This window comes from uncultured Hymenobacter sp., assembly GCF_964242765.1.
Taxonomy (GTDB): Bacteria; Bacteroidota; Bacteroidia; order Cytophagales; family Hymenobacteraceae; genus Hymenobacter.
Map to the genome: position 1 here is coordinate 1 of NZ_CAXTBM010000078.1, position 22886 is coordinate 22886.

The 22886-nt window shown below is 56.3% G+C and carries 22 protein-coding genes, 1 pseudogene and 1 riboswitch; of the genes and pseudogenes, 11 read left to right on the forward strand and 12 right to left on the reverse strand.

The features are described 5' to 3' along the window. Positions 1-282: pseudogene (locus tag ACFE7X_RS21960) on the forward strand (FRG domain-containing protein); the annotation flags it as partial. A 157-nt stretch (positions 283-439) separates the two neighbouring features. On the opposite strand, the gene ACFE7X_RS21965 reads toward ACFE7X_RS21960, so the two are convergent. The 3 genes from ACFE7X_RS21965 to ACFE7X_RS21975 all read right to left on the reverse strand — a co-directional run bounded on the left by ACFE7X_RS21965 (position 440) and on the right by ACFE7X_RS21975 (position 4445). Continuing rightward, entirely contained in the window at positions 440-1231 is a 792-nt protein-coding gene (locus tag ACFE7X_RS21965) for a DUF2490 domain-containing protein (RefSeq protein ID WP_375437833.1), read from the reverse strand. A gap of 136 nt (positions 1232-1367) precedes the next feature. After that, positions 1368-4007, reverse strand: a complete 2640-nt coding sequence (gene hrpB, locus ACFE7X_RS21970; protein WP_375437834.1) for an ATP-dependent helicase HrpB — start codon at positions 4005-4007, stop codon at positions 1368-1370. Between the two features lie 114 nt (positions 4008-4121). Then, positions 4122-4445, reverse strand: coding sequence for a rhodanese-like domain-containing protein (locus ACFE7X_RS21975; protein ID WP_375437835.1), 324 nt, complete (start codon positions 4443-4445; stop codon positions 4122-4124). Between the two features lie 114 nt (positions 4446-4559). Between ACFE7X_RS21975 and pnuC the strand changes: the two genes are divergently transcribed. The 4 genes from pnuC (at position 4560) to ACFE7X_RS21995 (ending at position 7163) form a co-directional block, all read left to right on the forward strand. Further along, complete coding sequence (gene pnuC / locus ACFE7X_RS21980) at positions 4560-5183, forward strand: nicotinamide riboside transporter PnuC (RefSeq protein WP_375437836.1); 624 nt, start codon at positions 4560-4562, stop codon at positions 5181-5183. A 45-nt stretch (positions 5184-5228) separates the two neighbouring features. Beyond that, on the forward strand, positions 5229-5756 hold the full coding sequence (locus tag ACFE7X_RS21985; protein ID WP_375437837.1) for an AAA family ATPase: 528 nt from the start codon (positions 5229-5231) through the stop codon (positions 5754-5756). A gap of 106 nt (positions 5757-5862) precedes the next feature. Next, complete coding sequence (locus ACFE7X_RS21990) at positions 5863-6738, forward strand: aldose 1-epimerase family protein (RefSeq protein WP_375437838.1); 876 nt, start codon at positions 5863-5865, stop codon at positions 6736-6738. A gap of 11 nt (positions 6739-6749) precedes the next feature. Further along, positions 6750-7163, forward strand: a complete 414-nt coding sequence (locus ACFE7X_RS21995; protein WP_375437839.1) for a GNAT family N-acetyltransferase — start codon at positions 6750-6752, stop codon at positions 7161-7163. A gap of 171 nt (positions 7164-7334) precedes the next feature. On the opposite strand, the gene ACFE7X_RS22000 is transcribed toward ACFE7X_RS21995, so the two are convergent. Then, a complete protein-coding gene (locus ACFE7X_RS22000; protein WP_375437840.1) occupies positions 7335-7580 on the reverse strand; it encodes a hypothetical protein in 246 nt (81 codons plus the stop codon). A 278-nt stretch (positions 7581-7858) separates the two neighbouring features. Then, a riboswitch (TPP riboswitch) is annotated at positions 7859-7962 on the forward strand. A gap of 62 nt (positions 7963-8024) precedes the next feature. Between ACFE7X_RS22000 and ACFE7X_RS22005 the strand changes: the two genes are divergently transcribed. Further along, positions 8025-10520, forward strand: a complete 2496-nt coding sequence (locus ACFE7X_RS22005) for a TonB-dependent receptor (protein ID WP_375437841.1) — start codon at positions 8025-8027, stop codon at positions 10518-10520. A 79-nt stretch (positions 10521-10599) separates the two neighbouring features. Here ACFE7X_RS22005 and ACFE7X_RS22010 read toward each other — a convergent pair whose 3' ends face one another. After that, a complete protein-coding gene (locus ACFE7X_RS22010; protein WP_375437842.1) occupies positions 10600-12336 on the reverse strand; it encodes an APC family permease in 1737 nt (578 codons plus the stop codon). Positions 12337-12534: 198 nt separating this feature from the next. On the opposite strand from ACFE7X_RS22010, the gene ACFE7X_RS22015 reads away from it, so the two are divergent. After that, complete coding sequence (locus ACFE7X_RS22015; protein WP_375437843.1) at positions 12535-13767, forward strand: acyl-CoA dehydrogenase family protein; 1233 nt, start codon at positions 12535-12537, stop codon at positions 13765-13767. 95 nt (positions 13768-13862) lie between these two features. Here ACFE7X_RS22015 and ACFE7X_RS22020 read toward each other — a convergent pair whose 3' ends face one another. Beyond that, positions 13863-14228: a hypothetical protein gene (locus tag ACFE7X_RS22020; RefSeq protein ID WP_375437844.1), complete on the reverse strand. Its 366-nt coding sequence runs from the start codon at positions 14226-14228 to the stop codon at positions 13863-13865. Between the two features lie 188 nt (positions 14229-14416). Between ACFE7X_RS22020 and ACFE7X_RS22025 the strand changes: the two genes are divergently transcribed. After that, positions 14417-14983 (forward strand): hypothetical protein, encoded by a 567-nt coding sequence (locus ACFE7X_RS22025; RefSeq protein WP_375437845.1) that lies wholly within the window; start codon positions 14417-14419, stop codon positions 14981-14983. On the opposite strand, the gene ACFE7X_RS22030 is transcribed toward ACFE7X_RS22025, so the two are convergent. After that, positions 14984-15508: a DUF4268 domain-containing protein gene (locus tag ACFE7X_RS22030; RefSeq protein WP_375437846.1), complete on the reverse strand. Its 525-nt coding sequence runs from the start codon at positions 15506-15508 to the stop codon at positions 14984-14986. Between the two features lie 100 nt (positions 15509-15608). Between ACFE7X_RS22030 and ACFE7X_RS22035 the strand changes: the two genes are divergently transcribed. Next, positions 15609-15950, forward strand: coding sequence for an HIRAN domain-containing protein (locus ACFE7X_RS22035; protein WP_375437847.1), 342 nt, complete (start codon positions 15609-15611; stop codon positions 15948-15950). A gap of 39 nt (positions 15951-15989) precedes the next feature. Here ACFE7X_RS22035 and ACFE7X_RS22040 read toward each other — a convergent pair whose 3' ends face one another. Further along, positions 15990-16952 (reverse strand): hypothetical protein, encoded by a 963-nt coding sequence (locus tag ACFE7X_RS22040; RefSeq protein WP_375437848.1) that lies wholly within the window; start codon positions 16950-16952, stop codon positions 15990-15992. A 289-nt stretch (positions 16953-17241) separates the two neighbouring features. Here ACFE7X_RS22040 and ruvB point away from each other — a divergent pair, with 289 nt between their 5' ends. Together ruvB and queG are read left to right on the forward strand one after the other, a co-directional pair. Next, on the forward strand, positions 17242-18282 hold the full coding sequence (gene ruvB / locus ACFE7X_RS22045) for a Holliday junction branch migration DNA helicase RuvB (protein WP_375437849.1): 1041 nt from the start codon (positions 17242-17244) through the stop codon (positions 18280-18282). A gap of 117 nt (positions 18283-18399) precedes the next feature. Continuing rightward, positions 18400-19335, forward strand: coding sequence for a tRNA epoxyqueuosine(34) reductase QueG (gene queG / locus ACFE7X_RS22050; protein ID WP_375437850.1), 936 nt, complete (start codon positions 18400-18402; stop codon positions 19333-19335). Positions 19336-19416: 81 nt separating this feature from the next. On the opposite strand, the gene ACFE7X_RS22055 is transcribed toward queG, so the two are convergent. The 4 genes from ACFE7X_RS22055 to ACFE7X_RS22070 all read right to left on the reverse strand — a co-directional run bounded on the left by ACFE7X_RS22055 (position 19417) and on the right by ACFE7X_RS22070 (position 22749). Then, complete coding sequence (locus ACFE7X_RS22055) at positions 19417-19608, reverse strand: hypothetical protein (protein ID WP_375437851.1); 192 nt, start codon at positions 19606-19608, stop codon at positions 19417-19419. A 305-nt stretch (positions 19609-19913) separates the two neighbouring features. After that, positions 19914-20780, reverse strand: a complete 867-nt coding sequence (locus tag ACFE7X_RS22060; RefSeq protein WP_375437852.1) for a ferritin-like domain-containing protein — start codon at positions 20778-20780, stop codon at positions 19914-19916. 14 nt (positions 20781-20794) lie between these two features. Further along, positions 20795-21517 (reverse strand): ferritin-like domain-containing protein, encoded by a 723-nt coding sequence (locus tag ACFE7X_RS22065; protein WP_375437853.1) that lies wholly within the window; start codon positions 21515-21517, stop codon positions 20795-20797. A gap of 197 nt (positions 21518-21714) precedes the next feature. Next, positions 21715-22749, reverse strand: coding sequence for a ferritin-like domain-containing protein (locus ACFE7X_RS22070; RefSeq protein ID WP_375437854.1), 1035 nt, complete (start codon positions 22747-22749; stop codon positions 21715-21717). Positions 22750-22886 lie beyond the last annotated feature (137 nt).

Consider the following 22886-nt stretch of genomic DNA (forward strand, 5'->3'; position numbering starts at 1 on the left):
CTCGATGCCCGCATCGTGCATCAATACGCGCTATTCTCGCTGATGAACACGGCCCGGGCGACGCTGCACGAGTGGCTGGAGCAACACCCCGAGCTGTACTTCCGCATCATCATTCCGGCTCATCTCAAGTGGGAAATCCGGGATAAGCTCGACCAAGCCAATATCACCGAACGAGTGCTTTTTCCGGGTCTTGGGGGCCTGAGCCGTTGGCTGCACCGCCACTACACGCCCACTTCACACCAAAGCCGCTCGGATCTAAAGGACGACCAGATTTCAGGATAGAACAGAATTGCAAGCGTCTGTTCTTACAAAGCTGCGCACCGGCGCGAAGTTTCCTGTGCTTGCCAAAGCCTTACCGTTTGTGCTGGTGGCAGAGGCTTTGGCAGATATAGGAACCGTTGTCTGGCGTTCTCGCCAGTGTGGTCGTTTGCGCTGTTGCCTAGTTGCTTTCTACCGTGAGTTTGCCCCGTCGAAAGTCCGGGTTGAAGTTGAGACCTAGGTGGAGGGTGTGCGTGGCGGCAAGGGAGGACATTTCTTCTTGTTGCGCCATTTGATTTAAGTAACCTGCTTCAACTGAGGTGGCACGGCTGATTTGATACCCTAGAGCCAGACACGCACGGTTCTGGTTGAAAATATTGCCGTCGGAATTGCGCCCAAAGCCAATGAACAACTCGTCGTAGCCCGTGAGGTAGGGAGTGCCCGGCAGAATTTTCTTTTGAGGACCTAGCGGTAGCGTGAGGCGTAGCTGATAGCGGAATCGGTTGAGGTACGTGAATTGCCCGTTGCCGGGGCGGCGTACCCAGCGTTGCTCTAGGCGGTACCGATGCTGCGTTTGAACCCGACTGCTATCGAAGCGGAGCAAAAGTTGCTGATAGCTGCGGTGCTCGGGCAAGCTTCCTAGTTCCGAATCGTTGCCATCAGGGTATGACATAGTGTAAGCGTAGCCCGCTGAGAGCAGGAGAATATTGGCCGCGTAGTAATTAGCGCCAATACGCAAAAACCGTTGCTGCGGCGCGTTTGGCCCTTTCACCTGGCGCAATTGTGCTTCTGTATGCAAGCCCCACTTGTCGTTGAGGCGCGCATCGCTATTCACCATGAGCCACGTATTGAAACGCTGATATTGAACCGGAGTAGCTGTTAGTCTTTGTGTTTGTGCCTGCGCACCGCCGGCTAAACTGAGCAGCAGTAAAAGCAACAGTTGGGTATGATAAGAGGGTAAAAATGATTTCATAAACGTATATTATGAAATCATTACCAATATTATCTCAATGTTACCAAGTATATTTCCTGATCTGCTTATCAGGAAGTTATCACTTCAAGGTATACTTGTTTAATGGGTTGTCGTCTGGAAAAAGTACCGCATTACGTCACTGACCAGCTTCGAAGCGCTTCTTGGTGAGCTTGGTGGGAATAGCGGTAAGCGGGTCGTCGGGCCAGGGGTGTTTGGGGTAGCGGCCACGCAAGTCTTTGCGGACCTCGAAGTAGCCGGTCTGCCAAAAGCTGCGCAAGTCGCGGGTGACTTGCGCTGGCCGGCCACCGGGAGACAAAAGGTGCAGCGTGAGGGGCACTCGGCCGGCCGCCACGAAAGGCGTATCAAGCAAACCAAAAACCTCTTGCAGCTTCACAGCCAAAACCGGCGTAGCCGGGTCAGTATAATCTAGCGCTACGTGGGAACCGCTCGGCACAGCGAGGTGCGAAGGAGCAAGGCGGTCTAGATCCTGCCGTTGGCTCCAGCCACCGGGCAAGCGTTGGAGCAGCAACTCGCTCCAATCGAGCCGGCTTACCTCGTTCAAACTCTTCAACCCGACCAGATGTGGCTCCAACCACTCGCTAAGCTCCGCTGCCAAGGCCTCATCCGAAACATCGGGCCAGTTGGTGGGGAAATGGTGGTGCAGAAACGCTAGCCGCTGCCGGAGCGCCACCGCCGATTGGCTCCACGGCAGCCGGGCAATGCCGGCGGCGCGTAACGCCTCTAGTAGGGCCTGTGCTATCAGTTCGGGGTCGGGTTGGGTGAGATGGGCGTCGGAAAGCACCAGCGCGCCTAGCCTTCGGAGGCGGCGGGCCACCACGCGGCCCGTGGCAGCATCCCACCGCACCTCGTCCCGGGTTTCTATTTGGTCGGCAAATAGTTGTTCTAGTTCTTGGCGGCTCACGGGCGCGGCCAGCGCGGCGCGCAACTGGTGGGGTGGACCCTCCAGGTATGCAACGGCCATGAAGTGGTCGTCGCGGCCGAAAAACTCGGCGGGTAGCAGCACCCGCTGGCCGGTAGCTAGGCGCACCCGGTCGGCGGTTTCGCGTTGTGCAATTCGGTCGGGGTAGGCTAAGGCTGTCAGCAAACCGGCTGCATCGGCATCGGTTGAAGTAGCAGTATCCCGGATACCACAGCGTTGGCGCAGGTTGCGGGCGGCGTCTCGGACGCGGTGCAGCGTGTTGTGCTGCACCAACAAACCCGGTAGAGCCGGCCGACCGTGCGCAATGGTTTCAAAGCGCAACCGCAGATCGGGCGGGGTAGGGTGAGTGTCGGCAGCGCGCAGCACGTCGCGCTCGGAAAGCAAAGCCGCCAGCGCGGCGGCGGCTGGTCCGTGCCCCAATTCATGGCCCCGCACCACCAGATGGCCCAGCCGTGGCGCCAGCCCCAGCCGCGCCAGGGCCCGGCCGTGAGGCGTAGGCTTGATGGGAATAATTGGGGAGACGGTGACTGATGGTAGAGGGGCCGTGTAATCATCGGTCGTTGCCGGCTCTGCGGGATTGTTTCTGGTTGCCTTTTCGCTAGTTGCTTCCACTGCTCCTAGTCGGCGCAACAGGTCGTTGGCCAGGGCCAGGGCAGGAGTAGGAGGCACATCGAGCCAGCGCAGCCCAGCAGGAGTGGCGCCCCAAAGCGCCAGTTCCAAGGCCAGGCCGCTAAGGTCGGCGGTAAGAATTTCGGGCGGCAGATGCGCGGGAAGGGCGTCGTGCTCGGCAGTGGTCCAGAGGCGGTAGCAGATGCCAGGACCTAAACGGCCGGCGCGGCCCCGGCGCTGGTCGGCGGCGGCCTGGCTGACGGGCACCGTTTCGAGGGTGGTGAAACCGGTGCGCGCCTGAAAACGTGGTACCCGCGCAAAGCCACCGTCAATTACCACCTGCACCCCTTCGATGGTAAGACTGGTTTCGGCAATAGCGGTGCTAAGCACGATTTTACGCTGACCCGCAGGAGCGGGCCGCAAAGCTGCATCCTGCTGTTCGAGCGGCAACTCGCCGTGCAGCAAGTGCAGACGTGTGGTTTCAGACAGGGCTGGTTCCAGCTTATCGGCCACGCGGCGCAAGTCAGCTAGGCCCGGCAGAAACACCAGAAGGTCGCCTTCTGTATGCGTGCGGAGTGCTTCGCGCACCGCAGTCGGTACCAACGTGGCTAGTCTTTCTGCGGGGCGGGTGCCACCCACGGCGGCTTGGCGCGGACTGAGATAGTGCGTCTCAACCGGAAATAAAAATCCAGAGCTAGTAACCACGGGGGCGTTCAGCCACGCGCCTAGCCGTTCAGCTTCCAGCGTGGCGCTCATCACCAGAATCCGTAGTTCGGGCCGTAGTACCGCTTGCACGTCCAGCGTGAGGGCCAGCCCAAGATCAGCCCGCAGGCTCCGTTCGTGAAATTCGTCGAATACCACCGCCGCTACTCCTTCTAAAGCCGGGTCGTCCTGAATCAGGCGCGTCAGGATGCCTTCGGTGATAACCTCGATGCGGGTGCGGGCCGATACTTTACTTTCCAGCCGGACCCGATATCCTACCGTTTCGCCTACAGCTTCGCCTAGCAGCTTGGCCAACCGATTAGCGGCCGCGCGGGCAGCCAACTGGCGGGGTTCCAATACCAAAATTCGGCCCCCGTCGCGCCAGGTAGTTTCCAGCAAGGCCAGCGGCACGACGGTTGTTTTGCCCGCGCCTGGCGGGGCCTGCAACACCACCCGCTCGTGCTTAGATAAAGCGTCGAGCAGGGCGGGCAGGGCGGCGGTTATGGGGAGGTCGGGGAATTGCATGGGGTTGTTCGGTAGAGGTTCCCGCAGAGGCCGCAGAGGGTAGCGCAGAAGGCGCAGAACGTTCTGCGTCTTCCGCGCAACCCTCTGCGGCCTCTGCGGGCTAAAAACGTCTGCTCAATACACGGCCACCGTAGGGTCCACGCGCAAACTCCAGGCGTGGATGCCGCCGCGCAGGTTCAGCAGATTATTCATCTCGTGGCGGTGCTGAAGGTAGGCTAGGGCCTGCATGGAGCGCACGCCGTGGTGGCAGATAAGCACGATGGGCCGCGTTTCGTCAAGCTCCTCTACGCGCTGGGGCAACTCGCCAAGCGGAATCAGGTGGCTGCCCTCGATGCGGCAGTAGTTGTATTCCTCGGGCTGCCGCACGTCGATTAGCTGAATGTCTTCGCCGTTGGCAAGACGCAGGTTCAGTTCTTCGGGGGTGAGTTCGGGGAGCATGGCGGCGGGAAAAGCAGGAGAAAAACAGGAAAGCACAAAATTAGCTGGTGGCTCGTTAGCTTTGGCATCCTCCTTAAGCTGGTTTCCAGCTTCAGCTCTTAGCTTTTCGTTTTGGTGCAGTCGTTGCTTGAATTTATAAAAGCCGCCGTCGGCGATAGTCCGTTGGAATGGGTGGCCGTGCTGACTGGTTTTGCCTGCGTGTGGCTGGCGGCCCGCGAGTCGCTCTGGAATTTCCCGGTGGCCATAGTTAGCTGCGGCCTCTACATCGTGGTGTACAACAGCGCGCGGCTCTATTCCGACCAGATTCTACAGGTGCTGTTCATTTTATTTAGCGCGTATGGCTGGTATCAGTGGCTCTACGGGGGGCGCGGCAAGACCGAGCTGCACGTATCGCGCACACAGCCGCAAGAGTGGGTGGCAGTAGCCGTTTTTGTAGCGGCCTATACCATTGGTTTCGGCTATTATTTGCAGCATCACACCGACGCCGCGCTGCCCCATTGGGACAGTTTTACTACCGCCGGTAGCTTGGCAGCGCAATACTTGCTCATGCGCAAACGCCTGGAAAATTGGTTGCTTTGGATTGTGGTTGACGTTCTGTACGTGCCCATCCTTTGGTACAAACAGCTTTATCCTACTAGTGCCCTCTACGCCCTCTACCTCGGCCTGGCCGTGTACGGCTACCTAGAATGGCGCCGCGCTATGCGCAAAGGGCAACTACGAATTCAGGAAGCAGAATAAAAAGCCTGTTGCTGGCCTCAATCCATTTATTCCTTGTCGAGAACTATGCTGCGCGTCGCTGTTACGGGGCCTGAATCTACGGGTAAAACCACGCTTAGTAGGCGGCTAGCGGCGCATTACCATACCACGTGGGCCCCGGAGTATGCCCGCACCTATCTAGAGGAAAAAGGCCCTGATTATACTCTGCCCGACCTGGAGGCAATTGCCCACGGCCAGCTTCATCAGGAAGAGCAAGCGGCTGCCGAGGCGCAGGCGCAAGGCCATGCCGTCTTCTTTTGCGACACCGATTTGCTGGTAATAAAAGTGTGGGCCGAACACGCCTTCGGCTATTGCCCCGACTGGATTTTGCAGCGTGTCCAGCAGCAGCATTACGATTTGGTGCTGTTGCTGAACGTGGATTTGCCGTGGGAGCCCGACCCGTTGCGCGAGCATCCGCATTTGCGCCAGCACTTCTTTCAAGTTTATCAGCAGGCTCTACTAGACCAAAAGGCCAACTTCGCCGTAGTCAGCGGGGCGCTAGAGCAACGCTTCGAGCAGGCCCGCTTGCTCGTAGATGAATTATTAGGAAGCTAATTAGGGAAGAAGTTGCAAGCGGCAAGGACAAGAAGCGGAATTCTTGTTCACAACCTTTTCCCTCTTCGCTACCTATTATCGTTACCTCATCACCCACCTCCGCCTCATGACTTACACCCTCGAAAACGAACAGTCCCGCGTGACCATACAGTCCAACGGAGCCGAATTGAGCAGCTTTGTCCGCAAAGACCTAAACAATCTGGAATATATGTGGGAGGCCGACCCGGCCGTATGGGCGCGCCATGCCCCGGTGCTTTTCCCTGTTGTGGGCCGTCTGCCGAACGATACCTACACCTACCAAGGCCAGAGCTACCGCCTTACGCAGCACGGGTTTGCCCGCGACCAGGAATTCACGCTCGTTCGCCAGACACCCGCTGAGCTGGCACTGGAGCTGCGCGCCAACGAAACTACCCGCGCCCTGTTTCCCTTCGATTTCAGCTTGCTGATCAGCTACCGGCTGGCGGGCCCCATGCTTACTATCGGGTGGGAAATAACTAATGTTGGCAACGGCGAACTGCTGTTCGGCATTGGCGCGCATCCCGCTTTCCGCTGCCCGCTGCTGTCCGACGAGCAATTCGAGGACTACGAATTCGTGTTCGACCACCCGGTTACGTTCGAGCGGCATTCACTGGAAGGCGGCTTGCTCACCGGCCAGACCGAGCCGATACTGAGTGAAGAAACAACATTGCCGCTGCGCTACGAGCTATTCGAGCAAGATGCGTTGGTTCTAAAGCACTTCGACTTCACGCACGTCACGCTGCGCAGCCGCCGTTCCAACCGCGCCGTGCGCGTCCGCTTCGACGGCTTTCCCTACCTCGGCCTCTGGACCAAAGGGCCCGCCGCCCGGTTTGTGTGTATCGAGCCCTGGCACGGCATTGCCAGTTCCGTCGGCGACTCCGGCGAACTAGCCGATAAAGAAGGTATCCTGACGCTCCAGCCGGGCCAGGAGTTCGTGGCGTCGTACAGCATCACCGCCGAATAGTGCTTGCCGGTATGCCTGCCGTTGCTATCCGCTCTATCAGTCCCGCCGATACGTACGCGCTGCGCCATCAGGTGCTGTGGCCCGATAAGCCGCTGGACTACGTGAAAGTGGAAAACGATGCTGCCGGCCTGCACTTCGGGGCTTTCCTGGGCGATGAGCTACTCGCCGTTATTTCGCTTTTTGTAGAAGGCGCCGAGGCTCGATTCCGCAAATTCGCCACGCATCCTAGCTATCAGCGCCAAGGCATCGGCAGCGCCTTGTTACAACACGTCATGGCCGAAGCGCGCCGCCGTGGGGCCACTCACATCTGGTGCGACGCCCGCCAAGACAGCGCTGAATTCTACGCGCGTTTTGGGTTGCTGCCACAAGGCACCGTGTTCTACAAAGGCCCGATTGCCTATGTGCGCATGGGATGCGAATTATAAAAACCAGATTAGACCAGAGAAGATCAAGCAGCTAGCTCTGTAACGCACAGTAAATACAACGACCCTTCCGGATTTTGTTTCCTGCCCTATCAATCATGATAAGCAACAGGGAGCAACGCCGGAAGGGTCGTTTTGTATCAGTGCCGTGCAAGCAAAGTTTTTAAAGCAATGCTACGTGAGGTGCGGTGCAGTCGGGCGCACGGGCCGTTGCGGACGCCGGTTATAGTCCGGTTCCCAATCGTTGATGGGACGGGTGATGCCGGGCGGAAGGTCCAAGTCGGGAAGGCCGTCGTCGAGCGGTTCTCCTCCGTCGTCGTCGTTGTCGGGCTGGGGCGGGTTGGGGTAGCGCCGCCGGGGAATCAGCAGGAAGTAGATGGTAATAGCAAGGACGACAAGTAGGTACACGAGGGGAGTCATGGTCGGAGGGAGGATGATAGGACGAACGAGCAGACTAGCGGTGGGTGCCAAGTAAATAACGGCGCCGAGGCTGTTGTTGTTTTCTTATCACCCGGGTTAAATCAATTGAAAGCCTTCCTAAGGTAATTGATTATCAATCGAAAGTAAAGGCCTCTCAAATTCTTCTTCCTGATTGCCGCTCCAAGCGGAGCAATGAGCCTAAGTACAATCTTTTCAACGAAAGCAGCTATATTCTTCGTTTTCCTCGGAACAACGAACGGAAAGCGTATACCTTTGCAGCAGAAGTTTAGGGGTGCCCCACGCCAAGTTGGCCAAGGCTGAGATCATACCCATTGAACCTGATCCGGGTAATGCCGGCGAAGGGAACAGACGATCCGCGAACGACACTACCAATGCGCCGACCCCTGGTGCAGGGTCCGTTCCACTTTTCCCATTGTTAAATTTTTGAAAAATTCACTGCTTTCTGGGGCGGCGCTGCTCGCGCTGCCTCTGCTCATGTCTCCGGCATGGGCGCAAGGTCCCGTATCGGGTACCGTCTTGGATGCCCGCACGGGTACCGCTTTGCCCGGCGCCACCATCCTGCTGGATGGCGCGGCCAGCGCCGCCACCGATGCCAACGGCGCTTTCTCGCTACCAGCCGTGCCCGCCGGAGTGCATGAGCTGCGCATCTCGTTTCTCGGCTATGAGCCCCTGGTGCGGCGTCTGCAAGGCCAGGCCGCCGAGCAGCGCCTCAGCACCACGTTGCAGCCAGGCGGCGTACTCACCGGCGAAGCCCTCGTGACGGCGTCGCGCGCCAACAACCGCACGGCCACCGCTTACACCAACGTCAGCAAGGAAGAACTAGCCCGGCGCAACTTCGGCCAGGACTTGCCCTACCTGCTCGACCAGACGCCTTCGGTGGTAGTAAACTCCGATGCCGGCGCCGGCGTAGGCTACACCGATATCCGCATCAGGGGCACGAGCAACACGGGCATCAACATGACCATCAACGGGGTGCCGCTCAATGATGCCGAGTCGCACGGGTCGTTTCTGGTGAATTTGCCCGATCTGGCTTCGTCGGTTAGCAGTTTGCAAGTGCAGCGCGGCGTGGGCACCAGCCAAAACGGGGGCGCTGCCTTCGGGGCCAGCATCAATATCTCGACGCTGGACAACCGCCGCGAGGCCTACGGCGAGTCGCAGAACACCTACGGCTCTTTCAACACCTGGAAAAACAACGTGCAGTTCGGGACCGGGCTGCTCGGCGGGCACTTCATGGTGGATGGGCGCTTGTCGCGCATTGCCACGGACGGCTACATGAACCGGGCTTCCTCGGACTTGAAGTCGTATTACTTTGCGGCGGGCTACCAGGCGAAAAGCACGCTGGTTAAGTTCATTACGTTTTCGGGGCGCGAGAAAACCTACCAGGCCTGGAACGGCGTGCCAGAACCGGCCATTACCGGCAACCGGGCACTCTTGCAGCAGTACATCGACAACGGCGAGTTATCGGAGGTGGATGCCGCGCGGGTGTTGCAGGAAGGCCGCCGCTACAGCTACTACACCTACGACAACCAGACCGACAACTACCAGCAAAACCACTACCAACTGCACCTCACGCAAGGCTTAGGCGCCGACTGGAACCTGGGCGCCGCACTGCACCTCACGCGCGGCTTCGGCTACTACGAAAACTACCGGGCTAATCGGCGCTTTTCAGACTACAACCTAGCAAACGTTACTATCGGCGGCGATACCATCACCCGGACCAATCTGGTGGACCGGAAGTGGCTCGATAACTATTTCTACGGTGGCACCTTTGCCCTCAACTATCAGCCTCGCGACAACGACCGTTTTCAGGCCACAGTAGGCGGCGCCTGGAACCGCTTCACCAACGACCACTACGGCGAAATAATTTGGGCGCAGTACGCCTCCAACAGCACTATCGGCCAGCGTTACTACTTCAACGACGCCACCAAAACCGACTACAACGCTTACGCCCGCGCCACTTGGCAACTGCTGCCCAAGCTCGGCGTGTACGGCGACCTGCAAGTGCGGCACATCGAGTACGATATTGATGGGGTGGAAGACGACCAGAACGACGTAACCACCCGCGCCCGCTACACCTTCTTCAACCCCAAAGCCGGTGCCACTTACTCGCTGGCCGAAGGGCAGCAGCTCTACGCCAGCTTTGCGATAGGCCAGCGCGAGCCCGTCCGCTCCGATTTCACCGACCGCCCGGCCGGCGACCAGAGCGCCAAGGCCGAGCGCCTCGAAGACTTTGAAGGTGGCTACCGCTTCAATCGTTCTGATGCTAGCTTGCTTGGACCTAAAACCTCGCTGCGGTTTGAGGCCAACTATTTCTACATGAACTACCGCGACCAGCTGGTAGCTACCGGCCAGTTGAACGACGTAGGCACGGCCCTGCGCACCAACGTCGCCCGCAGCTACCGGACCGGCGTGGAGCTAACCGGCTTTGCCTCCGCCGACGATAAGATTAGCTTGAGCAGCACCCTCACGCTCAGCCGCAACCGCATCCTCGACTACCGCAACGTCATCTATGACGAAAACTACACCCCCGTTGTAGACGCGCAGCCTCGCACCACTACTATTTCCTACTCGCCCGCTGCCGTGTCGGCGCACACGCTGGAAGGGCAGCCGGTGAAGAACCTGCGACTGGCGCTGCTCTACAAAACCGTCAGCCGCCAGTACCTCGACAACTCTGCCAGCATCGAGCGTAGCATCAAGCCGTATCAGGTGCTCGACTTCCGGGTGCGCTACGCTTTTCGGCCGGTGTTCGTGAAGGAAATCGAGTTAGGCTTGCTGGTGAACAACGTGCTCAACCGCGAGTACGTGGCCAACGGCTACACCTACGGCTACCCTGACGCCACCGGTCGCCAGCAAACCTTCAACTGGTACTTTCCGCAAGCCACCCGCAACTTCTTAGCGTCGGTAGGCGTGAAGTTCTAGCAAGCAAACCTTACAAAAAACGCCCTGCCTGCTTCAATGAGCAGCGCAGGGCGTTTCGTTTTCAGGCAGATTTAGCAACTCATATAATGAGTCGCACGCCGCCTAACTCGGAAATTTGATAAGGGAAGGCGTTACCGGGGGAGCCAATGAACATGAAGTTCTTCGGTATCTGCCACTCGTTGGATAGCCGGTCGATGAGTTCAGGCCCGAAAGTGCCATTGATTGTGACAAAATCCACTTCAATCTGTTCGTAGGCCCGGTCAAGCACATTAATGTCTCTCACCAAATCTTGCGAGTAGGTTTCACCTTCTTTGAGCAGCGTCACGATTTTGAGGCGGTTGGTAAACTCGTTTTCCACTACGTAGGCCATGACTTTGTTGAGGTTGGACACATTGTCGCCTTTCGTGAAAAAAACGAATTCCTGCTTGTGCAATTCCTCTAGCTGCTGTCGAATGTTGGCTTGTGTAAGATTGGAAATCCGAGGCGAATGCTTGGCAAGCGACTCGGCGCCCGCTAGCACCAAGTTCAGAATAGCCGTTCGGTTGAGCATAGCCGACACTACCAACATGGACGGGAGGAAGTATTGCAGGAACACTACCAAGTAGTCGGGACGGATGCGAATGTTGCCGTAAAGTGCCGCCAACACGCCCAGCAAAGCCAATGAAACGGTGATTATGCTGGCATACACGGGCCGGGGCAGCTTGGGGCGCTTGCTCTTGAGCAGAAAGTTGCCGAGCGCAAAAAAGGCCATCACCGACAGAAACGAGATGGTATAAACTCCGGCCAGCGGCCCTAGCTCGCCGTTGGTAATCAGCAACACCGACAGACACAGCAGGAAGAAGGTAACGAGAATGATGTAGTTGCTTTTGCGGCCGTTTTCCTTCAGGAAGAACTGCGGCAGAATTCGGTCCAGGGCCATGCGTTTCATCAAGCCGCTCACGCCCACAAACGACGTAAGTACCGCGCCGCTCAGCACGGCCACCGCATCCACCGAAATCAATGTGGCCAGCCATGGGCCGCCCGTTTTGTTGCCTAAGTGTGAGAGCAGCGTTTCGGTGTGCTGGCCGACTTCCACCAGGGGCAACGCCGCTATGGCCAGAAACGCCAGCAATGGGTTGAACACCGTCACGACCACCCACATGTTGCGCAACGTTTTCTGGAACACGCCTTCGGCCTGCTCCTCCACGAAGTTGGCAGAACTCTCGAACCCCGAAATACCGAGCATGGCGGCACTAAACCCAAGGAATAGCGCTGAAACCAGACTGGTTTTTAGCGGCATATGCCAGTTGGTTATTAGCGTATCGATGCCGTGCGTAAACAAATACCACATCGTGACGCCCACCAGCAGCGTAAGCGAAAACAAGTGCAGCAGAAAAATGCCCACCGCCACCACCGCTGATTCGGAAATGCCTAAGATGGTAAGCAGCAGAAAAAGTCCGAGCAGCAGTATCGTCGCCAGAATAATAGGCAGTCCGTGCCAGAGCGTATGCAGGTAGTGCATGGCCTCGGAAGCCGAAATAACCGCCGTCGCCATGTACGACAAGATGGTCAGGCAAGCTGCTACGGCCGCGTTGCGCTTACTGGTGGTGTTAAGCAGCACGTTGTAAGCTCCACCGTTGAGCGGCAGCGCGCCCACCACCTCGCCGTAGATGCGGCGAAACAGAAACAGCACCGCCCCCACTATCAGCAAGGCCACCCAGGCATACTGACCGGCATACGCAATAGAAAGCGCCGATACGTACAGGCACGACGACGAAATATCGTTGCCGCAAATGGCCGTGGCTTCTAGTTCGTTAAGTTTTTTCTCGTGGCTCATGGGGGCGGGTGCTGAGGTTACTAGGTGGATGGGTAGCTCTACGGAGGAAACCACTTATTGGAAAAAGAAGGAGCAGAAATTTCAACAATCTGCTCGTTAGTGGCGGCTGTGCTAGGCCCCGAACCATACCGTGTAGCCGCCTGTTCTGCATGCTGAAACCCCTATCTTTGAGTTTGTATCCCCACCCAACAATCTGCCATGTCTTCGCAAGCTGACGTCCTCTCGCCCCAGGCCAAGGCCACCAAAGCCCACGGTTCCACCAACGCCGCCGGCTTCACCGATTACTTCGACCTCGACGGCCTGCTCACCGAAGAGCACAAGCTGATTCGCCAGAGCATCCGCGACTTCGTAAAAAAGGAAATCAGCCCCAGCATCGAGAAGTGGGCGCAGGACGCGCACTTCCCCTCCGAGATTGTCAAGAAGTTCGGCGACGTGGGCGCTTTCGGCCCCACCATCCCCACGGAGTACGGCGGTGGCGGCCTCGACTACATCAGCTACGGCCTGATTATGCAGGAAATCGAGCGCGGCGACTCGGGCATGCGGTCCACGGCCTCGGTGCAGGGTTCGTTGGTGATGTTCCCGATTTACGCCTACGGTTCCGAGGAACAGCGCCGCAAGTTTCTGCCCAAACTGGCTTCTGGCGAGTGGCTCGGCTGCTTTGGCCTCACCGAACCCGACCACGGCTCCAACCCCGGCGGCATGGTAACCAAGCTCGAAGACAAAGGCGACTACTACCTGCTGAACGGTGCCAAGCTCTGGATCAGCAATTCGCCCGAAGCGCAAGTAGCCGTCGTGTGGGCCAAGGACAACAACGGCCGCATTCGGGGCGTGATAGTGGAGCGTGGTATGGAAGGATTCAGCACCCCCGAAATCCATAATAAGTGGAGCTTGCGCGCCAGCACCACCGGCGAGTTGGTGTTCGAAGATGTGCGCATTCCTAAAGAAAACGTGTTGCCTAACATCGATGGCCTCAAAGGTCCTTTATCCTGCCTCGATTCCGCCCGTTTCGGTATTGCCTGGGGTGCCATTGGTGCCGCTATCGACTGCTACGAGTCGGCCCTGAAGTACTCGCTGGAACGCACGCAGTTCGGCAAACCCATCGGGGGCTTCCAGTTGCAGCAGAAGAAGCTAGCCGAGATGCTGACGGAAATCACCAAAGCCCAACTGATGGCGTGGCGCCTCGGCACGCTCAAAAACGAAGGCAAAGCCACCAGCGCCCAAATCAGCATGGCTAAGCGCAACTCCGTGGATATGGCCTTGCACATAGCGCGTGAAGCCCGCCAGATCCACGGCGGCATGGGCATCACCGGTGAATACCCCATCATGCGCCACATGATGAATCTGGAATCCGTTATCACCTACGAAGGCACCCACGACATCCACCTGCTTATCACGGGTGCCGATATTACCGGTATTCAGGCGTTTAAATAGCCAAGCACAGGCCTATTTCCATGCACAAAGCAACGGCCGGCTCACTGCTGAGGCGGCCGTTGCTTTGTGCATGGAGGTACTATAAAACTGCGCTACTATTTTTCCAGCAAGTAGACGTTCTGGCTGAAAAAAGTGTTGCCACCGTTTGTTAGCCCGCTCGGGGCCACACTAACCAGGTGCCAGCCACTGCGGGAGTATTCGTTGATGGTCACCAATGCGGCTTTATGCACTTCCGTCATATTGGCTGCCACTTTCTTGGCGCTTCCCTTACTGAATTCAATGGTTTTCTCTTTCTGTGTTCCGTCGGGCGCAATAACAACGATGCTAGCTTGGGCATCGAACCCAATGGATACGTTGCTGATAACCATCATCTGGCCGACTGGCTCGGCCACTTTAGAATGAAACCCCCAAGAGCCGGCAGCGGCCAGTAATAACGCGGTGGGTAGAAATAGCTTTCTCATGTAGGTGAAAGGTAAAGTGAAGTTGGCCGCAACTTAGAACATATCCGATAGGCCCTTATGCTAGCATATTTATCTCTTTGTTAAAGTGCCCCTACTAAGCGGCGTAGATGCTTCGGCGGCACTTGGCATGAAAGTCCGGCTTGTTTTGAGCGACTTTCTAAACAGCTTCGATATTTCAATAAGATACCATGGGCCTCGATACGGTCAAATTAGTTGTTGCCTTTGAGAAGCACTTCCAGATTGCCATTCCAGACCCGGAGGTTAAAAACATTGGTACGGTCGGGGAGGCGGCAGCTTGCGTGACCCGGCTCAAATGCCTGTCCCCTGACCCGGCCCGTACGGCAGTGTACTATACTGTGTTGAAACAAGTATGCAACTGCATCCGGCCAAAGTTCCAGACAGTCGAGGACACGATGCTACTCGGTACGTTCCGCCATTCAAGGACTCTCCTGGCACAACTGGTTATTTGCCTGAGATTAAAGGTGCCGCAATTAGCGTCCCTACGACCTCCCTCATCTGGTTGGCTTCAATGGCTACTAAACAGTGGCCCTACACCGTTGGACTGGTCGAAATATACTGTTGCCGACCTCACAGAATGGATAGTAGCACAGAATCATGCCCGCCTGCTGCCCGCGCCTGCCACCCTTTACGAAGTGCAACGAGCCACAGTAGGCATCACCAGCTATCAGAGCGGTATAGCTGTGCCCGAAATTCAGTTGAACGATAGCTTCACGAATGATTTGGGAATAGACTAACTACCGTAGTTCATCGAACGCATACTGCGCGGTGCTCCAGAAATCGTCTAGTGCGACCAAACGGGGCTTGAAAAAGGAAATGAGCCCCGGCCAATCGTCGCGGCTAAACAAGTTAACCGGTTGTAACTCCTGGTAAATGCGGCTGATAGACTGACCATTAGCGTCTTCTGCATCAGGTTCCCATTGCCAAGTCTCGCCTAGCGTTTCGTGTAGCATGGGTTGAAGCTCTTGAAACTGCTCAAAAAACAACTCTCGGATTCCGGCATCCGGATGCGTTAGCTCGATGCCGATAGAAGCGCGGCGGCCATCGGCGTGCAGTCGAAAATACACGTGCTTGAGGCCGGTTTTGTAGTTGATCCAGTTCGTTGGAACGCCTTCTGCCGATGGCACCGGAGCCATATATTGACCAAACGTAGTCCAAAAGGCTTGACGAATTTGTGAAACTTCTGTTTTACTGTACATAATAGCTTGATGGCCCTCTGCATGGGCTAGATCGTGAATACCGCAGCCCTGGCCGCAGCACATAAATTACGAGCGTAGGAGCAGGCTGGTCGAAGATTTTCAGGAAGCTGTTACGAAGCTCAAGGCTACTTCTTTACTTTACGTCCTCACCAGCCCCGTTTCTATGGCCGCTCCCGATTCTTCCGCTCTTGTTCTGCTTGAATGCCTGGTGGCCGGTACCACCCACCGCCCTGGCTTGCCCAACTACGAACCGCAACTGCAAATCGGGCAACACCTAGTGCTGGTCCGCGAGGCCAATAGCACCTACGACGATTGGGCGGTGCGCGTCCTGACTGCCGATGCCGAACCCGTTTGGCTAGGCTATCTGCCCGAAGGTCGCAACGAAACCGTGGCCCGCCTTCTCGACGCGGGCTTCCCGCTCGAAGCCCGCCTCAACCACAAAGCATGGGAAGACGAATGGCTGCACCTGGAAATTGAAGTGTTGCTGCCTAACAGCCCGCAATAAGTAGATTGTCGGAACAAACCGTTGTCGATCAACGGCGTGCTATAGCCAATCAGCTAAAGCCAATACTTGCTGCCGGGCCGCTAGCAAAGCAGGTTCCTGCGGAAACGTGTGCTGCACCCACCGCGTGAAGCCGCTCACCATCTCGCCCACCGCTTGCCGATGACTTGGTGCTGGTGCAGTTGCTGTTTCTTCGGCGGGCCGCGCCGGAAAGAGCCCTTCCAGCCCCAACTGCTCTAGCACTTCCGACACGAACACCATACCGCACACCTGCATGGCTTGGTAGAGTTGTACTAGCTCCGCCAAGCTCAGCGGCAGTTCTTCAGCGGCCTGTAGTTTGCCCAAGCGCTCAATCATGGGTTCTAGGGCCGCAGGTTGCAAGTTGGGCAAAGCCGCCACCGCACGCAGAAAGGCATGGTCGCCAGCTTCGGGCAAGGAGTGAACCAGGAGCAGCGCTAAACGCACCATCTGCAACTGCGCCTCCGAAAACCGAATGGTGGCCGCTATGGGCGCAGGTGCTGGATGGGCAGCAACATACGCCTGAAACACTTCTTCGACCCGCAGTCGGTGCAAGCCCAGCAGCATCTCCGCTGGCAGTTGCTGTTCGAGCGTAGCCAAAAACGCGCCACTCAACTCTTGGCAGTACGTTTTCAATTGCTGCATCTGCGCAATGCCTATGCTCATCTGGCGCCGCACATAGGCCATTACGGGCTCTGCCAAGCTGGTATCCAGCGTGAGGCGGCCTAGCAGGAGTAGGTCATACAGCGGGCGAGGTTGATTCTCGAGGGCTTGCAAGAGTTGTTCGTGGCTGGCAACGGTGTTGAGCTGATTAACCTGTTCGATAGTAAGGCCAGTAAGCGCCACGAGTTGGCGAATCAAATCATCTTGCGAGCGGCTAAGCAACTCCAAGCAAGCCATGCCATGCAGGGAGAGACAATGCGCCAGTTGGTCGTAAAAGTCAGCAGGGAGCGTTTCAAGCCAGTTGTTGGAAGCGGAAGAAGACATGCAGCAGCAAAAGCAATGGAAGCTGCAAGTTACGGGAGCCTTCGTTTAGGAATTCAACAAATCAAATTCTAAGCTTACCCAACAGGACGTGAATAGCTTTGTGTGAAGAAATCAAACGCTCATAGTAGTGCCGTGTATAAGCTGAAATGAAGTAAGATAGAGGCTTTTACCAGGTAATTGCTAATGATATTAGTTTATCTGCCTATCTGAATGTTTTTTTGCTAAAAAAGGGACAATTTGTTGGGCATAGGTGTTACCTTTCTAACATCAACCTTTCCATTCGGCTGCTATGCGCGAATCTTATCTCACCGGCGGCAAAGACAACATGGATGCCTCCGAAAAGGACATTGACAAGGCCCTCCGCCCGCTTTCGTTCGACGATTTCGCGGGGCAGGACAAGGTAGTCGAGAACCTGAAGGTGTTTGTGGCTGCTGCCAAACGCCGCGGCGATGCCCTCGACCACGTGCTGTTGCACGGGCCTCCCGGCTTGGGCAAAACCACCCTCTCACACATCATCGCCAACGAGCTGGAATCCGGCATCAAGATGACCAGTGGCCCAGTACTCGACAAGCCTTCCGACCTGGCCGGCTTGCTCACCAACCTCGAGCCGCACGACGTACTCTTCATCGACGAGATTCACCGCCTAAACCCGGTGGTAGAAGAATACCTATACTCCGCCATGGAGGACTACCGCATCGACATTATGCTCGACTCGGGTCCGAATGCTCGCTCCGTGCAGATTACCTTGTCGCCCTTCACGCTGATTGGGGCTACCACGCGCTCCGGCATGCTCACGTCGCCACTGCGGGCCCGTTTTGGCATCAGCTCACGCCTAGAGTACTACGATTCCAAATTGCTGACCAGCATTGTGCAGCGCTCGGCCGAAATTCTGGGTACGCCCATCCACGAGGATGCCGCCTTTGAAATTGCGCGCCGCTCGCGCGGTACTCCGCGTATTGCCAACAACCTGCTGCGCCGCACCCGCGACTTTGCCCAGATCAAAGGCGACGGCACCATTACGGTGGAAATAGCCCAATTTGCGCTGAACGCCCTCGATGTGGACGCCCGCGGCCTCGACGACATGGACAAGCGGATCCTCACCACCATCATCGATAAGTTCAAGGGTGGTCCGGTAGGTTTGAGCACCATTGCCACGGCTTGCGGGGAAGAAGCCGAAACCATAGAGGAAGTGTACGAGCCGTTCCTCATTCAGGAGGGCTACATCAAGCGCACCAGCCGCGGCCGCGAAGCCACCGAGCACGCCTATCAGCACCTCGGCAAGCTCATGCCGCAGCACCTGCGCGGCAACACCGGCGAGTTGTTTGCTTAACAAATCAATCTTAAGAGCAGTAATCAGAATGAGTAGCTCTGGCACTAGTCAGGGCTACTTTTTTGTTCTGACCTTTGTATCAAATTAGAAATTCATCTTCTGCCTAATTTATAGCGCATGCTCCCCACCGCTCATTATACAGCCTTCATCAAGCAACGTGCGGCGGAGCTGGGCTTTATGTATTGCGGTATATCGAAGGCCGAGTTTCTGGAGGAAGAAGCTCCGCGCCTCGAAAACTGGCTGAACCGCAACATGCACGGCCAGATGGGTTACATGGCCAACCACTTCGACAAGCGCCTCGATCCACGTTTATTGGTGGAGGGCGCTAAGTCGGTGGTTTCGCTGCTGCTGAACTATTACCCACCCGAAGAAACCCAACAGCCCGACGACACCCTCAAAGTCAGCAAGTACGCCTACGGCCGCGACTACCACTTTGTCATCAAAGACAAGCTGAAAACGCTGTTGGCAGCCATCCAGGAGGAAATAGGAGAGGTAGGCGGCCGGGTGTTCGTTGATTCGGCGCCGGTGATGGATAAAGCCTGGGCCAAGCGGAGCGGCGCCGGCTGGATGGGCAAAAACACCAACCTGATTACGCCCGGCGCGGGTTCCTTCTACTTCATAGCCGAACTAATTATAGACCTGGAGCTAGACTATGACGGGCCCATCAAAGACTACTGCGGTACCTGCACCAAATGCCTAGATGCCTGCCCCACTGGCGCCATTACCGAGCCCTACGTGGTGGATGGCAGCAAGTGTATCAGCTACTTCACCATCGAGCTGAAAGACCAGATACCCCGCGAAGTCGAGGGCAAGTTTGGTAACTGGGTGTTCGGCTGCGACATCTGCCAGGAAGTATGCCCTTGGAACCGCTTTGCTAAGCCCCACCAGGAGCCCCAATTCACGCCGCATCCGGGCCTGAAGGATCTGCGTCCTGGTGACTGGCAGGAGATTACGCACGAGTTGTTTGCGGAGCTATTTCGGCAGTCGGCAGTGAAGCGGACCGGATATGCTGGACTGCAACGAAATATCCGCTTTGTAACGGGAGAGGAATAAGCGCACAGTACAATAAGAAAGGGGTCACTTTGCGGGTAAGCTTACCCGCAAAGTGACCCCTGGTACTATAGGCTAGTTAATTTAAAGAACTGGCTGAGCAAACACGCGGTTGAGGATGCGGTGATAGATACGGGAGAACTGCTCGTAGCACCATACTCGGAATTGGGCTAACTCAGCCGGGACCAGCATACGAAGAGCTTTACGAAGTTCCTTCTCAAATAGGATTTTATCGAAGCTCACTTTGAGCAGAATGGTTTTTGCATATTCCAACATAGGAGTAAGCTTATTTACTTTTGGGTTGTGGGCGAGAATTTGGGATGGTAAGGATGTATACGAAACGCTGAAAAAAGGATGCGCTTCGACCGAGTGGGGCAATGAAGTGCGAGTAAGGTTAGGCTCTCAAAATATAGTCAACTTGCCTGCATATAGTGGTATAAGATTTGGACGATGAATTACTTACTAATAAAGTTATAAATCTATATTCTGTCGAGGCTCATAAAAAAAAGGAGCCCTTTTGAGTTCCTTTTTTCTGGAAAAATTAACAAAGCGGTTCTTCCACCTAAACAACAGCGGTTTGCTTACAGTGTGAACAAGTTTAACAGCCCATCCACGCTATCGGCCGATAAAGGCTCGTCGAAAGCTTCGGGTACGCTCTGGGTCAGAATGTTGGGGCCAGACCCGATGGGCAACAGCCGGAAAGGCACCGAGGTATAATCGGATAGAAGCTGAGTTGTTGCGTGTTCGGTGGCGTATACCACGGCCGTTTTGTTGGCAACTGTGATGTCGGCATCGGCGGGGCTAGGCCACGGCTTAACTACGGCTCCGCGTTGCCGCCGCATGGTACGGATGCGGGTGGCGTGCCGGCTTTCGGTGGAATGAAGCTGCAGAGTGGTTTGCAAGATGTAGTTGTCCTGAACCAGAAACTCCACTATGGCCTTGTAGGCGCGCACTCCCGTGTCTTCGAGTAATTGCGCTAGCCGCAAGAATTCGTTGAAGTCAGTGAACACGCTTGGAAATAAACCCGCCTGCGTGTTGTTTTTGCTGCCTGTAAAATCGTACCTAGGTAAGGTGGGTACGTCGCCATTGGAAGTGCTGATGAGACGAACCAACAGGGCTGCATGCTGCTGTTGGTGCGCCTGTATCTTCACAATCGAGGCCCGGATGCTAGCGTCGGCAGGAAAGAAATTAGCGGGGGCGGCTAGTGCTTGCGTATAGAAAGCGTTTTGCAGCCGCTCCAGCCGCAAGGCAAGCAACAACGAATCCAGGATAGTACGTGTGTCGCGGGCCAGAGCTGGTACGCTCGCTAACCCTAAAGGCAAGGCAGCAGCAAGGGTTTTCGCCCCGAAACGACGCAAGTTGTTAAGGGCATCGCGCCGCGCGGCGGGTTGCTCGAACTGGTCGGGGGTAGTGGCGGCCAAATCGGCCAGAAGCTTCAGAATATTCATGGCGGTATACAGCCTTAAGCAGTCGGCAAGGCCGCTACAGATACTTCAATGGGCAAAAACGGCTTGATCAGCTCGATAACTTCGGTTGGTGTTTTGGCATCGTCGAGGCCATCGGCACCCACCGTCGACGCAAAAGAGTCGGACTGCAATACCTCGTGAACCAGGGCTGCATGACGGGCTTCTACCGAAGCAATTTTACCTAGTGCCAGTAAGTTGGCAGTTACAGTAAGCAGTTTGCCCGCGCCATTGTATGCCGCTACCCCGATGTCTTCGAGTTGTTGGGCCGCTGTCCAAACGCCTACCCGAGTGGTAAGCGTGAGAGAGGAAAAGTTGAACGCTAAAGGCGTAGTCGCGCTGGCATCATAGGCTTTGCTGCCCAAGGCGACCTTCAAATATTCTCGGTGAATCAGTTCGTGGTCCCGCAAGTCGGTGAGGAAAGCTAATTCACCCGGCAACAAATCAGCGGGTGGAGCCGCTACTACCTTCGTGTAGAAGGCAGCTTCGAGTTGCTCCAGTAAATAGGCGTAGTTAAGAACTCCATCATCGATGGGATTGCCGTTGGCATCGAAGCCATTAAAAGCCAATACATTGGTCGTGACGGGAGCGGCTGGTTCCTTATCATCATCTTTGCAGCCCGCCAGTACTAGTGTCGAAGTAGCAAGGGTAGCACCCGCCACCCGGAAAAAAGAGCGGCGCTGCATGGCACGCGCCAGAAAAGAAACAGAAGATTCCAACATACGCAAGAAAGCCGGCAGGCTGAACATAAAACAAACAGGTAGCCTCGGCCCAACAAAGATACTTCGATAAACCGGGATGCGCTAATGAGTAGAGCAGGCTGCTTATTGCGAAAGTTGCATGGCCACAGAACAAAAAAGGACGGCCTAACTGACCGTCCTTTCTGGAATAAGCAAATTAGTTAGTAACGCTAAGCGACTTAGAATAAGGTACTGCTTGTAATGGTGAACGTACGAGCAATTGTCGATACCGTTGGTACGTCGAGGGGCTCATCGAAAGCTTCCGAGAAAGCAGAAGCAGGGAACATCAAGGAAGCTAAGGCCGTCTGTAGGTTCACAGCTGGCTGGGCGCCGTTGGCTCCTTGTGATACGTTGTCTTCGGCAGGGAACGTAATGCCTGCGGGAGTATAGGCAGGCGCCATGCCTGCCCCGTAGATGGGGGCCGTCTGAGCTGGAGAAGCACCACCACCGTCCTGGCCGGAAATCCAGCTCTTAGGCGAAGCGCCCGTACCAGCTCCTACAGTACCCGATGCTTTGTCGTTGTTGACACCGCCACGGCGCATGGTGCGCAGCCGCGAAGCGTGCCGAGCTTCCACCGAGTGGATGTTGAGCGCAGCAGTCAAAACATCTTTGTTGGACGCCAGATAAGGAGCACCGCCTTTATAAGCTCGCACACCCGTATCCTCCAAGGATTGAGCAACTGCTAGAAACAGAGCAGGGTTCGTGAAAACACCCGCGAAAGGACCTGTGCCCGAGCCCTTGCCGCCAGTGTAATCGAATTGCGACACGGCGGGAGCAGCAATAGCGTTGTTGCTGAGAGCAGTACGCAAGAAGTTGACGTGGTTGTTCTCGTCGGTCCGAATTTTGAGCAGCGAGGCCAAGTTCGTGGGGCTGAACGCGTTCCGGAAGATTGTTTGAGCGGGCGTAACGGCGGTAGCGCCAGTCCCGTTGCCCACGACGATGTTGCCATCGCCCTGCAAGCCCAGATTATAAAAGTAAGCTTCCAGATATTCCAGCTTCAGAGCAAAGTTAAGTACATCGTTCACGCTCGGAGCGCTTGACGCCTGCCCGTACGCCTTGTTGAAGATGGTACCCATGGCCAAAGGAAGGGCGGCAGCCGTCATTTTTTTGCCGAAGCCGGTCAGGTGCTTGAACACGCGACGGCGAGAATCGAAACGCTCGAAAACTTCAGGATCGGTTTTCTCGATTTCGGAGAGGATTTGAAAGAAATTCATGCTGGATGCGAAGTTTAGATGGAAGTGGGAACAGCGACGAGCTTAAGCGAGGCCCGACACGTTCAGTTTTGAACCGTCCTTGAGGAAGGTGTTGGCTACGGCTGCTACCTCAGCGGGAGTTTTAGAAATCTCTAGGC